Source organism: Litoreibacter sp., assembly GCF_039974535.1.
GTDB lineage: Bacteria > Pseudomonadota > Alphaproteobacteria > Rhodobacterales > Rhodobacteraceae > Litoreibacter.
Genome location: NZ_JBDWIU010000016.1, coordinates 15,317 through 28,032 on the forward strand (window position 1 = coordinate 15,317; position 12,716 = coordinate 28,032).

The following is a 12,716-nucleotide window of genomic DNA, read 5'->3' on the forward strand; positions in this document are numbered from 1 at the left end:
CTACAGTGAAACTTACCATTACGTCCCTAAGCGCCATTTTTCTGGCAACCACTGCATTTGCACAAGTCACGGTGCAAAGCTGCGACCGCAAGGTCACTTTTGACGCGCCGCCAAAGGCCGCCATCTCCAACGACGTCAACCTGACCGAAATGATGCTGGTTCTGGGCCTTGCAGATAACATGGTCGGCTACACCGGCATCTCTGGCTGGAAAACGCTGGACGAAACCATGACCAATGGCGTCAAGGAATTGCCAGAGCTGGCGTCCAAATACCCCTCCAAGGAAGTGCTGATCGGTGCCGACGCCGACTTCTACTTTGCTGGCTGGAACTACGGCATGAAGGTCGGCGGCGAAGTGACGCCACGGACGTTGGAGCCCTTCGGCATCAAGACATATGAGCTCACCGAAAGCTGCATTCACGTCGGCGAGAAAAGCGCGGCCTCGATGGACGATATGTACAACGACCTTCGCAACTTGGGCGCTATATTTGAAGTCTCAGAGCGCGCAGACAGCCTGATTGACGGGTATAAAACCGAGCTTGCGGGCTTTGTGGAGACCCTGCCGGCCTTGGACGCGGCCCCGCGTGTATTTGTCTACGACAGCGGCGAGGACGTGCCCTTCACAGCGGGTCGCTACGCCATGCCGAACGCTTTGATCGAAGCCGCAGGCGGCGTCAACATCATGAACGATTTTGAGAAAAGCTGGGCCACCGTCGGCTGGGAAGCCGTCGTCGAGCGCAACCCCGAGGTGATCGTCATCGTGAACTACGGCGATGTCACCGCCGACCAAAAGCGCGCGTTCATGATGTCCAACCCCGCCTTCGCCGACATTGACGCGGTGCGCAATGACCGCTTCGTTGTGCTGGAATATGTCGAGGCAACCCCTGGGCCGCGCAACATCAAAGCCGTCAAAACCCTCGCCGCCGCGTTTCGTGATAAGTAACGCATCATGACGCGAGCGAAGCAATCGACAGCACGCCCTGCCCGCACGCCCCTGCCCTTGTGGGCGGCGGTGCTCATGGGCATTGCGGCCCTTTTAGGATCGCTGTCGATTGCTGTGAGCGTCGGGGCAATATCCATTCCGCTTGAGACGGTTTGGGGCGTTCTCATCCACAAGATTGCCCCAAACGCCATTGCCGTCGATTGGTCCAACGGGCGCGAGGCAATCGTGTGGGACATTCGCTTTCCACGGGCCATCCTTGCGTGCTTCGTGGGCGCGGGCTTGGCCATGGTCGGCGCGAGCCTTCAGGCCGTGACCCGCAACCCGCTGGCCGACCCGCATCTTCTGGGCATCTCGGCGGGGGGCGCGTTCGGCGCGATTTTGGCCCTGTTGCACACGGGGCTATTCTTGGGCCTGCTAACCGTGCCGCTGTTGGCGTTCCTAGGCTCACTTGGCGCAACGCTCATCGTGTTGGGCGTGTCGCAATTCGCGTCGGCCACCAGCGCCGATCGCTTGGTTTTGGCGGGAATTGCGGTGTCATTCATCGTCATGTCGGGCGCGAACATATTGATATTCCTAGGGGATCCACGCGCGACCCACACGGTGGTCTTCTGGATGCTGGGCGGGCTTGGCTTGGCGCAATGGGACCAGCTCATCTACCCCGCGACGATCCTGCTGCTCTGTGGGGGCTTCTTGTGGCTAAGGTCAGGGACCCTCAACGCGATGACCATCGGGGACGAGACGGCCACCACCCTTGGCATCTCCGTCGCCCGCTTTAGGCTAACCATTTTCGTGATCGGCGCATTGATCACCGGCGTGATGGTCGCCTTCTCGGGGATCATCGGCTTCGTAGGCCTTATGGTCCCGCATATCGTGCGCTTGCTGGTTGGCGGCGACTACCGCCGCTTGTTGCCGCTATGTGCCCTATGCGGGGCGGTTTTCCTTGTCTGGGCCGACGTCATCGCGCGCACCATCATGGCCCCCGACGACATGCCCATCGGGATCGTGACGGGCCTTATCGGCGGCATGTTCTTTGTGTGGTTGCTGCGCAAAAAGCTGGGGTAGGTGAAAACGGCGCCCCATGGGACGCCGCTTTGCCTTGCTACATTTTCCTAAACCTACGCATTCACGTCGACGACCACGCGGCCCTTCACTTGGCCCTTCAGGATGTCACGCCCCAAGGCGGGCAAATCCGACAAGGTTGCAGGCTGCACCATGGCCTCCAGCTTGTCCATCGGCAGGTCCTTGGCGATCCGCTGCCAAGCGCGCAGCCGGTTGTCGTAGGGCTGCATCACGCTGTCGATGCCCAGCAGGTTCACCCCGCGCAGCAGGAACGGGATGACCGTGGCAGGCAACCCTGCCCCGCCAGCCAGTCCCACCGCCGAGACCGAGGCCCCGTATTTCATCTGCCCCAGCAGCCGCGCCAGCATCTCGCCGCCAACCGCGTCAACGCAGCCCCCCCATGTTTCCGCCTCCAGTGGGCGCTTGGTGGTCTCATTCACCTCGTCGCGGGCAACGATCTGAGTAGCCCCTAGGGCGCTCAGGTAGTCTGCGGTCTCAGGGCGTCCGGTGACCGCCGCGACCTCATGGCCCAAACTGGCCAAAAGCGCCGTTGCCACAGACCCCACGCCCCCAGCGGCCCCCGTCACCAGCACGGGGCCGTCCTTGATGCCGTGATCCTCCAGCGCCATAACGGCCAGCATTGCCGTGAAACCCGCCGTGCCAACCGCCATGGCTTGGCGCGTGTCCAAACCGCTGGGCAGCGGCACAAGCCAATCGGCCTTGACGCGCGCCTTTTGCGCGTAGCCGCCCCAATGGGCCTCGCCCACACGCCAGCCGGTCAACACCACCTTGTCGCCCGCCTTGTAGCGCGCGTCATCCGAGGCCTCGACCGTGCCCGCGAAATCAATCCCTGGCACATGTGGGTAATTGCGCACCAAGCCGCCACCCGGCCCCACGCAAAGCCCGTCCTTATAGTTGACGGTCGAGTATTCCACAGCGACGGTCACGTCCCCCTCGGGCAAGCGGTCCTCACCAATGCTCTCGACGCTGGCACTGGTTTTGCCATCTTCGTCCTTCTCAACGATCAATGCGTTAAACATAAGGGTACTCCATTGTATTATATCCAAAATTTCTCATGAACCGTCGCGCTCCGCGGCCCGTCATGTGTTTGTATTTGCACGCGAGCGCCCTCATTCCAGTGCGTCATCCGCACCATGCCGATGGCCACATTGGTATTGAAATCCGGGCTTTTCGCCGCCGAAGTTATCTGCCCGATAACCTTGCCATTGTCGGTGATCTGCCAAAGCCGATCACACGGTGGCAGGTCCCCATCGATGCTGAAGGCACGGATTTGTTTGACTGGGCCTTCCTTGGCGACCCGCAACAAGGCATCACGCCCCACGCAGCCAATCGCAGTTTGCGTCGAGCAGAACCGACCCAAGCCACATTCGTGCGGCGTGTTGTCGATGGTCATGTCGTTGCCGTAAGACAGTAAACCGCCCTCAATCCGTTCAATCAAGTTCGGGCCCCCTGCATGGACGTCCAGGTCCTTGCCCGCCTCCATCAGTGCGTTCCACAGCGGCATGCCCTTGTGGGCGCCCTCGACATAGACCTCAAAACCGCCCTGTTTTGAATAACCCGAGCGTGCAACCAGCATCATCTGGCCTTGAAAGTTGAAGTACCCGTATCGGAAGAACCGCAACTCCTTAACGCTGTCGCCAAAGATCCGCGCCGCCAATTCATCCGCCTGCGGCCCTTGGATCGCGAGCGGTGATACATCTGGCTCATCCACGATCACATCCAAATGAAGTGCGTGAGCTAAACCCTTTATCCAAAACATTAAATCGCTATCCGCAATGGACAGCCAATAACGATCATCTGACAGCATCAACGCCACCGGATCGTTCAACATACCACCCGTGCCGTCGACCAATGGAACATAGTAGCACATGCCAGGCAGCATTGCGCGCAGGTCACGCGGTGTCAGCATTTGCATCAACCGCCCAGCGTCAGGTCCGCGCAACTCCACTTGGCGCTCGCAAGATACATCCCAGACCTGCACTGCGGATTTCAGGTGATGGTAATCTTCCTCAATGGAGCGAAATATCGTCGGCAAAAGCATGTGGTTGTAGACCGTGTATCCTTTGACGCCCGCCGCCTCGACCCCGTCAGAAAACGGCGTGCGGCGCACACGGCGCGATGGAGCGATTGTTGCCATGTCTTAAAGTCCTCCCCTCAGGTTTCGTTTGCAATCGTTTGGCCCTTTGCCTGTCCGGCTGTAGGCGGCAACTCCGCAAGTGGCACATCGGTATTCCAGCAACGCGCCTTTGGCGTCTCCGGTTCCGTTCCAACGACAAGGCTTGCGGCGAAACAGTTTATCGAGCCGAAACGCCACCTCGTCCCCCGCGCGGCGACGCCCCCAGCTCCACCACACGAAGCCTGCAACTGCGAGCAAGATGGCCAGTACAATTGGCATCAGTCCTCTTCCCCCATGAAAACCAGGTCAGTATCGCCAATGCTTTGGCCCGCCTGTGACAGCATCGCGTGGATTTGCCCGCGGTGATGCGTCTGGTGGTTAAAGAAATGCGTCACGCACATCTCCATCGGCTTGCTGAACTCGCGCTCTGCCACAACAGATCGGTAGGTCAGCGGCCCAACTAGATCGAGTTGCCTTAGCCCCGCGGCCCACCGCGTAATCCGCGCATCCATGCGCATGCGGTCGTCTAGGAACAGCTGCAAATTCTCATGCATGTTAACGCTGTCCTTCACCCCGCCCGAAGGCCCAAAGCCCCCGTCGAAACGCGCCATCCACAGCTGATCCCCCCACAAAAGATGGTTTGCTGTCGCGAAAATCGAGCCGAAGAACGACTTACGATCCTTGCGCAGCTCGGCCGAGGGCATGGACTGGAACACCTCCATCTGCCCGCGACTTTGCCAAGCGTTGTACCGTGCCATCATCTGGCAGTAATCAGTCGTAATCATTTCGGCGCTGGACCTCCCCAATCAATCTGGCAAATCTCGGCAGAGCGCCCGTCGAAGTCCCAAACCCGACCGTAAGCGCGCACCTTGCCTTTGTTGGCGGTGGCCACGGTGATGTCCGGCCCCATCCAGTATTCGGTGTTTGTGATCACCATGTCCTTGCCGTCTTTGCCCGACACGGGAACCACCTCGCCTTGGATTTTCTTCCCGACCATCAAACGGCGCGCGTTGCCCTCGGTGGTGAAGGACACAGGCGCGCGTTCGGCGCCCAAAAACTCACCCACAAGCATGGAGAACAACCCCGTCGTCCCCTTGGCAGCCCCTGACAAAATGGCCACCAGCCCGTCATATGCCGCCTCTGACACTTGGTCGTCGATATAGGCCGCAGCCTTCCAATTGCCGCGCCCCATGTTGCCCGGAATGTCCATCAACATGCCGACGGCGGTGCCTGACAGGTCTTCGTCGCCGTAGTGGCCTTCATCGATGCGAATGCCCAACCACGCTTGGCAATAGCCTTCCGTGGGCGGGTGCTTGCCCAAGGACACAACACAGGGGCAAAACACCGTGCAGTTGCAGTTCAAAATGAGTTCGCCCTTGATGCTCCATGGAACCGTTCCCACGGCTTGTGCGTCTAACGCCATCGGTATTTCCTCCCGTTAAATTCCAGTTACCAGGACCCACGCCCCTGCCATCAGCAGTGCTGCACCCAGCGGTTTCGTGACATGACGGCCAAGATCGGGCAGCTTTTCAACCACCATGATCACTGTGGCCAAGCCCATGAAGGCAACGCTCATCACGCCGCCCACAAAGGCCAATAGCATCAACGCCCAGCAGCAGCCCAAGCAGACAAGACCAAGGCGCAATCCGTTGCGCCACGGGCCTTCGTCAAAGTGCTGCATGAAGAACGTCATCGGTTGGCGGCACTTAGACAGGCACGCTTCTTTCATCGTGGAAAACTGATAAAGGCCCGCAAGAATAAGCAACCCACCTGATAGGCCCGCTGATAGGCTGTCGCCAAACACTCCGATCAGGCCAGCTTGGAACAGGATCATTTGAAATCCAGCAGCCACAACTGAGAAGCCAACCCACACGGCCATGTAGCCCGCGACCAACTTGCCAAATTTGGCGTCCCCGCTCACATGCGACAGGTCATCATAAGTTGCCAGTGCCGGCAGAACCGTTGGGGCCATCATCGCCGCAGACATCAGCGACCACATCAGCACCATGCGGATATAGCCCGCGCCATCTGGTGTGATTGCGCAAAGCTCCACCCAAAAGTCGCGGCCATAGATCTGCTCCATCGCGCGCATCTCAGCGGGGATCGACATCGCATATAGCGAAGCCCATGACGCTAAGATCAGTCCAAACAACGCAAGCCAATGCGTCCCCGACATCGCTCTGATCCGACCTGCCCACATCCGCGTTGCGACTCCCTAACAACATGCTAGATTAAATTGTCAGACTTTTATTTGTCTGACAATTAAAATTGATACGAGACCTATGAAAAAATCGAACTCATCAAAGGGCGACCTTTCTGCCCAAATCGCAGCCTCCATCCGCGACGCCATCGTGACGGGTGACCTCATCGTAGATGAGCGCTTGCCCTCAGAGACCGAATTATCCGAGCAATTTCAAGTGTCTCGGTCCACCGTGCGCGAAGCATTGAAGCGCTTGGCCGCCCAAGCCTTGATCCGCACGCAGCGTGGGGCCACTGGCGGCGCATTCGTCAATCACCTGAAATATCCCGACGCCTATGCCCAACAGATCACCACCTCAACCCTGCTTTTGTCGATGAACGAGGTCTCAATCGCCACCGCCTGTGAGGCCCGATACGCCCTAGAGCGGGCCTGCACCCCCCTATCCGCCGAGCGCCGCAGCCCCGACCATCTGGCCACCATGCGGGCCGAAATGCACCGCCAATCACAGCCGGGCCTAAGCGACGAGGCCTTCTGCGCCTCCGACGTGGCTTTCCACCGCGCGCTGGTCGACGGGGCGGAAAATCCCGTGATGTCCTACCAATTGGCCGGCGCGGTTGAGGCCATGCAGCCCTTGATGAACATGATCACCTTCACCGCCCGCTCGCGCGAACGCATCGTGGAGCTGCACACCCAGATTACCGATGCGCTAGAGGCGAAAAATGCCCCCGCCGCAGATGCCGCATTGATCGAGCTGGAGGCCTATACGATTTCATTGGCCCAAGACGTGTTAAAAGCACGGCAAGCCCGTCAATAACCCCGCATCAGTCCTATCCGTCCCATAAGACGGTGTTGGGGTGAAACTGCGACCAAGCGAACCAAAATGCCTGATGGCTTCCGGTGTCACTACCGTCGCGCCTGACAGCATGCAGACCGCCCGCTGATCCCTTCAACCTCACGTCCCCAAACGCCACCTCTTGACCAGCAGCCAACGCGGCGGCGGCAATCGTGCGGGGAAATGCAACCGGTATGCCGTCCGAGGTGATCACCCCGATGACATCTTCATGCACAGGTAGTCGCGGATCGACATCGCCCACAGGAAAGATCGGGCCATTGGCGTCGCGGGTTTCGCGGAAGTTAAAGTCACGCCCCAAGGCCAAGGCCTCGACTAAGACCGTGGTGTCCGGATAACTCGCCCGCCAAGTCCCCCAATCCGTCGTAATGACGCTGGCTTGCTCCAATTGCAGCCCGATTTCCGCCAGTGACCCCGTCACGGCCTTCCCCATGAATGTGTCGAAAACTGAATTTGTTTCAATATCATACATCACTTTGTTCGAGCGGATCAAAAGACCAGACGTGCGCAAAATGGGGCGCTTCACGCCTGCGGGTAATTCATCGGTAAAGAAGGCCTGCGCGGCTCCGCACAGGGTGCAATAAGGAAGCCCCAGATCACGACCGCCCAACGTATCATTGACCATTTCGCGCACTTCCATGATCTGGCGGGGGTATGCGCGAGCCTCACCCTCGATGACGATGCCAAAAATGACGTCGTCATCCTCCAACCATGTGGCCTCTGCGGCGGTGCTAACTTCGGGATTATCCACCGCTGGGATGCAATTACAGATGTCTTCGGTGGTGTCATAGGGGCGCGCATCGATGTTTACCCCGCCCCAATCCACGAGGTGCCACGCGATGTCGCCCTCGACAAAAATCTCCTCCCAACCCGGAATGTAATTGGTAAAAACGCTGCGTTTATGCGCCAGATATCCTGGGTAGGACGGCATATCCCACGCGATCATCTTGTTGATAATATCCGCACGTTGGCTGCCGCTGGAGAACGACGCATCGAGTAGCTTTTCTGCGGCCCCCGCGACTGCTGCACGAAATTCCGGCCGCCACGCAAAACGCAATATATCAGAGAGCGCCCACACAACTCGCGGATCATCCGCCTGCGCGATGACGTCCAGCTTTGAGGCATTGGTGGGAACCCATGCGGATTGGTTAAGCGCAAGTGAAAGGATGTCCTCCAACGCCTCGGTTACCTCCACGTCCAAGGGTCCATCGGGAATTTCAGGTGGCGCGCCAAATTCACCAACAACGTAGTCCGGCAACGGTGCTCGGTCTTGTGCCCAAATCATGGTGGATGACAAACAAAGCGCGGCAACCGCGCCGAGGAGAAAGTGATACATTTAAGACCCTTGCGTATGAGCGTTTTGCGCAGGCTACGTCATAAACCGCATTCCCGGCTTCACGTTTACATCAGGGGACGATGCCTCCCGCGCGCCCTATTTCGGTGGCAGGCAACACATGTTTCAAATTAGCGGCTATCTTAGAGGCGCCCTATATTGAAACTTCCCCAAGCTCACCCTATGTATGGGATGTCTCTTCGGGGACTATGGACATAAACGCGCTCGTAATAAGCGGATCGGACTCGGGGGCGGTACCCGACGACTCCACCAAACATCGCTCATTTGGCGAACATGGGGTCGAAATAGGATCGACGGACGTCTAAAGGGGTTTGCTTTGTCTCGGTGAGTTACCACCGATATCGGTACATTTAAGCTAGTTGCAAATGACAACAAAGCTCCAATGGCGATGGCTGCGTAAGCAGTCGGAACTATTGAAAACTTAAGTCCTCTCGCGTTGCAGCGTTTGGCGGGGTTTGCAGGTACCTGGCAACAGAAACCTGCGCTACTCCCCCCATAGTCTAAGCCCCTACTTTAAAAATTAAATGTTTTGCGAAAAGCGGCCTCACCAAGTGCGGTGAAGCGCACGATGCGCGTGTTTTCGGGGCGTATGGCCCAACCTTGGGTAAAGGTATGATCCAAGATTGCGCGACCAAGTCGTCCCGCCAAATGCGAGCCGCGGGCGGACCAATCAAGGCAGGATTTGCATTCGGGGCTGCGCGACTTTGTATTCAGCTCAATCCCAAGTGCTTCCATCTCGGCGCGGCCAGTATCGGCCAAGGCAATGCTGTCGCCCTCCCCTCGCAAAACGCCGCGCGCGCGAAGCCCGTCGTATAACGCCACCCCCAGCTCTCCCGCCAAATGGTTGTAGCAGACCCTTGCGTGGCGCAGTTCCAGATCGCGCGGGCCAGTACGTGTGCGTAGCTGTCCTTTGGCCGCCGCCAGCCCCATCAAGGCCTCCAGCACAGTTGCAACCTCCGCGTCGGCCAAGCGAAAGTAGTGATGCCGCCCTTGGCGTTCCCGCTTGATCAAGCCGCCCTCTTCCAACCGCACTAGATGGCCCGATGCGGTCTGCAACTGCACTCCGGCTTCCGAGGCTAACTCTCCTGCGGTTAGGGCTTTGCCACTCATCAAGGCGGTCAGCATGTTGGAACGGGACGGGTCGCCGATCAGATTGGCGATACGGGCTATATCTGGGCCTTCTTTCATTTTTCGCACTCCATGGTTCGCCCCAAACCGTAGCGTGAAACGCCATAAAGAGATAGCGCAGACACTTCGCTCCAGACCGAAGCATCACCCGCAACTCCAAAGCTATACGACAGTTGGAACATCAAAGGAGACCACCATGCTGACCTGCTTCATCCGCTATCAGATTGACCCAACCAAACGCGCACAATTTGAGCAATATGCCCGAAATTGGGGGCAAGCCATCCCGCGCAATGGGGCCGATTTGATCGGCTACTACGCCCCGCATGAAGGGTCGTCGACGCTTGCCTACGGCGTCTACAACATCCCCTCACTGGCGGAATATGAGGCTTACCGCGCCCGATTGTCCGCCGATCCGTTGGGGCGCGAAAACTACGAATTCGCTCAATCACAAAAGTTTATCTTGCGCGAAGACCGCACGTTTCTAAAGCTGGCCAGCACGCCACATGGGAGCAAATCATGATCGCCGTCATTTTCGAAGTCACCCCGGCAGAGGGGCAAAAGGACGCCTATTTGGATATCGCGGCGGGTCTGCGACCCCTGTTAGAGCAGGTCGAGGGGTTTATCTCGGTAGAGCGCTTTCAATCCATCACCGACCCCAGCAAAATGCTGTCCTTAAGCTTCTTTGAGACCGAGGAGGCTTTGGCCAATTGGCGCAGCTTAGCCGAACACCGTGCCGCACAAAAAGCGGGTCGCGGCGGTGTCTTTCAAGGGTATCGCCTGCGCATCGGGGCGGTCATGCGGGACTACGAGCTGGACCAGCGTCGTGATGAGGCCCCAGTTGACAGCAATCAGGCGCATGGATGCCCTTATGAGCCGTGACACCCCCTTGACCTTGCCCCATGAGCAAGGCACCCTAGCCTCATGGGGACCCCGCGACACCCCGTGAGGCGACAGCCGAAAGATCGCACCCTTCTTCTTTCGCTCAAAACACAGGGTGCTTTACCATGTCTGGCTTTACAGAAATATCTCCTACCGCGTTGATGCGCCTCCTTGGCACGCCTGAAGCGCCAACCGTTATTGACGTGTGCATCGATGACGATTTCGCCGATGATCCACGCCTGATCCCGACCGCGCGGCGCTGGCCGCATAAGAATATCGCAAAGTTTGAAGCCAGCGGCCCCGTGGTCGTGGTCTGCCAGAAAGGCTTGAAGCTGAGCCATGGCGCCGCGGCAGTGCTGCGCGCAAAAGGGATCAAAGCCGAGGCCCTAGAGGGCGGCAATTATGCATGGCGCGATGCGGGCCTGCCACTGCTGCCCGCCGCCACGATCCCTGCCCCGCTTTGGGTCACGCGGCACCGGCCCAAGATCGACCGCATCGCCTGCCCATGGCTCATCCGCCGCTTTATAGATCCCATGGCGCAATTCATGTTTGTCCCACCCGCACAAGTCATGGCGGTTGCCGAAAAATTCGACGCAACCCCCTTTGATGTAGACGGCGCTCCCTTCGCCCATGAGGGCGATCACTGCACCTTTGACGCCATGCTAAGCGCGTTCCATCTGGGCACACCCGCCTTGCAAACAATGGCGAAGATTGTCCGCGCGGCTGACACCAACCGTCACGACCTTGCCCCTGAGGCCGCAGGGTTGTTGGCGCTCTCCGTCGGGCTTTCACGGCAATACAAAGACGACACGGCGCAAATGGAGGCTGGTTTGGCGCTCTATGATGCGCTCTACCGTTGGGCGCGTGACGGGCAAAGCGAGACCCATGATCACGATGGTGCAAAACCATGACATCCCTATACGAGATGACCCGCGTCTTTGGCCGAATTGGATTGTTATCATTCGGCGGCCCCGCCGCACAAATCGCCCTGATGCATAAGGAGCTGGTCGAAGACCGGACTTGGCTGACAGAAGCACAATTCCTGCGCGCCTTGTCCTTTTGCATGTTGCTGCCCGGACCAGAGGCCATGCAGCTCGCCACCTATTCCGGCTGGCGCATGCGTGGCGTGCCCGGTGGGCTACTGGCGGGCCTGTTGTTCGTCATCCCCGGAGCTTTGGTGATCATGGCACTGTCCCTAGCCTACGGCACCTATGGCCAACTGCCATTGGTGCAATCGCTGTTTTTAGGGGTGAAGGCCTGTGTGGTCGTGATCGTGATCCAAGCGCTCATCAAAGTCGCCAAGAAGGCGTTAAACGGCCCGATCCACTATGTGATCGCGGCGTTAAGCTTCCTCGCGCTGTTCGCGTTGAACGCGCCCTTTCCCGCAGTGATTGTGGCCGCAGCGTTCATCGGCGCCGTGGCGTTGCAAGGGGACATGAGCAAAGAGCCCGTAGCGCCCAAGACCACCATCAGCCAAACTTTGAAAACCGTCACGACATGGTTGGTGATTTGGTTCGCCCCTGTCTTGGCCCTGATCTTCCTTGCCCCAGATATTCTGGTGGAAATGGCTAAGTTCTTCTCGACATTGGCCGTGGTGACATTTGGCGGGGCCTATTCCGTGCTGGCCTATATGACGCAAGCCGTTGTGGGCGACTTTGGCTGGCTGACCACCGCACAGATGGTTGACGCCTTAGGATTGGCCGAAACCACCCCTGGCCCGTTGATCTTGGTGACGCAATTCGTGGCCATGGTTGCAGGGCTTATGGCGGGCGGTGTGGGCTTGGCATTGATCGCGGGAGTGGTCACGCTTTGGGTCACCTTCGCGCCGTGCTTTTTATGGATTTTCGCTGGCGCCCCCTACATTGATCGCTTGGCGCATATGCCACGGCTGTCTGGGGCGTTAAGTGCGATCACCGCCGCCGTCGTAGGTGTGATCGCAAACCTTGGGTTGTGGTTCGCAGGAGAAGTCTTCCTCCAAACCGGCGCGCTTCAACCTGCCCCCATCGCCATAGCGGTCCTTGCAGCGCTCCTTTTGCTATGGCGCAAATGGGATATGTTGCTGGTTTTGCCAATTTGTGCGGCAGTTGGCGCGGTTTTGGTTTGGTTTTAACGAGTTTTAACGGGGGCTATACCAGCCCCCCTTTCCCTCACCAACGAATCCGCGCATT

At 58.6% G+C, this 12,716-nt stretch carries 15 protein-coding genes and 1 other RNA gene; 8 read left to right on the forward strand and 8 right to left on the reverse strand.

Annotated elements, in window-relative coordinates:
• The first annotated feature begins 5 nt into the window (after window positions 1-5).
• Complete coding sequence (locus tag ABJN86_RS16685) at window positions 6-941, forward strand: ABC transporter substrate-binding protein (protein WP_348362991.1); 936 nt, start codon at window positions 6-8, stop codon at window positions 939-941.
• 6 nt (window positions 942-947) lie between these two features.
• Window positions 948-2,003 (forward strand): iron ABC transporter permease, encoded by a 1,056-nt coding sequence (locus ABJN86_RS16690; protein WP_348362993.1) that lies wholly within the window; start codon window positions 948-950, stop codon window positions 2,001-2,003.
• Between the two features lie 53 nt (window positions 2,004-2,056).
• Here the strand turns inward: ABJN86_RS16690 and acuI are convergent, their stop codons facing one another.
• The 6 genes from acuI to ABJN86_RS16720 are packed head-to-tail and all read right to left on the reverse strand — an operon-like array spanning window position 2,057 to window position 6,313.
• Window positions 2,057-3,040 carry an acryloyl-CoA reductase gene (gene acuI, locus ABJN86_RS16695; RefSeq protein ID WP_348362995.1) on the reverse strand — a complete coding sequence of 328 codons (984 nt, stop codon included), beginning with the start codon at window positions 3,038-3,040 and terminating at the stop codon, window positions 2,057-2,059.
• Window positions 3,041-3,057: 17 nt separating this feature from the next.
• A complete protein-coding gene (locus tag ABJN86_RS16700; protein WP_348362997.1) occupies window positions 3,058-4,158 on the reverse strand; it encodes a dimethylsulfoniopropionate demethylase in 1,101 nt (366 codons plus the stop codon).
• A gap of 3 nt (window positions 4,159-4,161) precedes the next feature.
• Window positions 4,162-4,416: a hypothetical protein gene (locus tag ABJN86_RS16705; protein ID WP_348362999.1), complete on the reverse strand. Its 255-nt coding sequence runs from the start codon at window positions 4,414-4,416 to the stop codon at window positions 4,162-4,164.
• Window positions 4,416-4,922 carry a DinB family protein gene (locus ABJN86_RS16710; RefSeq protein WP_348363000.1) on the reverse strand — a complete coding sequence of 169 codons (507 nt, stop codon included), beginning with the start codon at window positions 4,920-4,922 and terminating at the stop codon, window positions 4,416-4,418. Before ABJN86_RS16710 ends, ABJN86_RS16705 begins: the two co-directional genes overlap by 1 nt.
• Window positions 4,919-5,560, reverse strand: a complete 642-nt coding sequence (locus ABJN86_RS16715; RefSeq protein WP_348363002.1) for a DUF1326 domain-containing protein — start codon at window positions 5,558-5,560, stop codon at window positions 4,919-4,921. Before ABJN86_RS16715 ends, ABJN86_RS16710 begins: the two co-directional genes overlap by 4 nt.
• A 15-nt stretch (window positions 5,561-5,575) precedes the next feature.
• A complete protein-coding gene (locus ABJN86_RS16720; RefSeq protein WP_348363003.1) occupies window positions 5,576-6,313 on the reverse strand; it encodes a DUF2182 domain-containing protein in 738 nt (245 codons plus the stop codon).
• A 106-nt stretch (window positions 6,314-6,419) separates the two neighbouring features.
• Here ABJN86_RS16720 and ABJN86_RS16725 point away from each other — a divergent pair, with 106 nt between their 5' ends.
• Window positions 6,420-7,151 (forward strand): GntR family transcriptional regulator, encoded by a 732-nt coding sequence (locus tag ABJN86_RS16725; protein WP_348363004.1) that lies wholly within the window; start codon window positions 6,420-6,422, stop codon window positions 7,149-7,151.
• A gap of 13 nt (window positions 7,152-7,164) precedes the next feature.
• Here the strand turns inward: ABJN86_RS16725 and ABJN86_RS16730 are convergent, their stop codons facing one another.
• Complete coding sequence (locus ABJN86_RS16730) at window positions 7,165-8,523, reverse strand: DUF3179 domain-containing (seleno)protein (protein WP_348363006.1); 1,359 nt, start codon at window positions 8,521-8,523, stop codon at window positions 7,165-7,167.
• A 152-nt stretch (window positions 8,524-8,675) separates the two neighbouring features.
• On the opposite strand from ABJN86_RS16730, the gene ssrA reads away from it, so the two are divergent.
• Window positions 8,676-9,027, forward strand: a transfer-messenger RNA (tmRNA) gene (gene ssrA, locus ABJN86_RS16735).
• Between the two features lie 27 nt (window positions 9,028-9,054).
• Here the strand turns inward: ssrA and ABJN86_RS16740 are convergent.
• Window positions 9,055-9,729, reverse strand: a complete 675-nt coding sequence (locus ABJN86_RS16740; protein ID WP_348363007.1) for a winged helix-turn-helix domain-containing protein — start codon at window positions 9,727-9,729, stop codon at window positions 9,055-9,057.
• 136 nt (window positions 9,730-9,865) lie between these two features.
• On the opposite strand from ABJN86_RS16740, the gene ABJN86_RS16745 reads away from it, so the two are divergent.
• From ABJN86_RS16745 to chrA, 4 genes are all read left to right on the forward strand, one after another.
• Window positions 9,866-10,189 (forward strand): NIPSNAP family protein, encoded by a 324-nt coding sequence (locus tag ABJN86_RS16745; protein WP_348363009.1) that lies wholly within the window; start codon window positions 9,866-9,868, stop codon window positions 10,187-10,189.
• On the forward strand, window positions 10,186-10,548 hold the full coding sequence (locus ABJN86_RS16750) for an antibiotic biosynthesis monooxygenase (protein WP_348363010.1): 363 nt from the start codon (window positions 10,186-10,188) through the stop codon (window positions 10,546-10,548). Before ABJN86_RS16745 ends, ABJN86_RS16750 begins: the two co-directional genes overlap by 4 nt.
• 125 nt (window positions 10,549-10,673) lie before the next feature.
• Window positions 10,674-11,459, forward strand: coding sequence for a sulfurtransferase/chromate resistance protein (locus ABJN86_RS16755; protein WP_348363012.1), 786 nt, complete (start codon window positions 10,674-10,676; stop codon window positions 11,457-11,459).
• Entirely contained in the window at window positions 11,456-12,658 is a 1,203-nt protein-coding gene (gene chrA / locus ABJN86_RS16760) for a chromate efflux transporter (RefSeq protein ID WP_348363013.1), read from the forward strand. Before ABJN86_RS16755 ends, chrA begins: the two co-directional genes overlap by 4 nt.
• Window positions 12,659-12,716 lie beyond the last annotated feature (58 nt).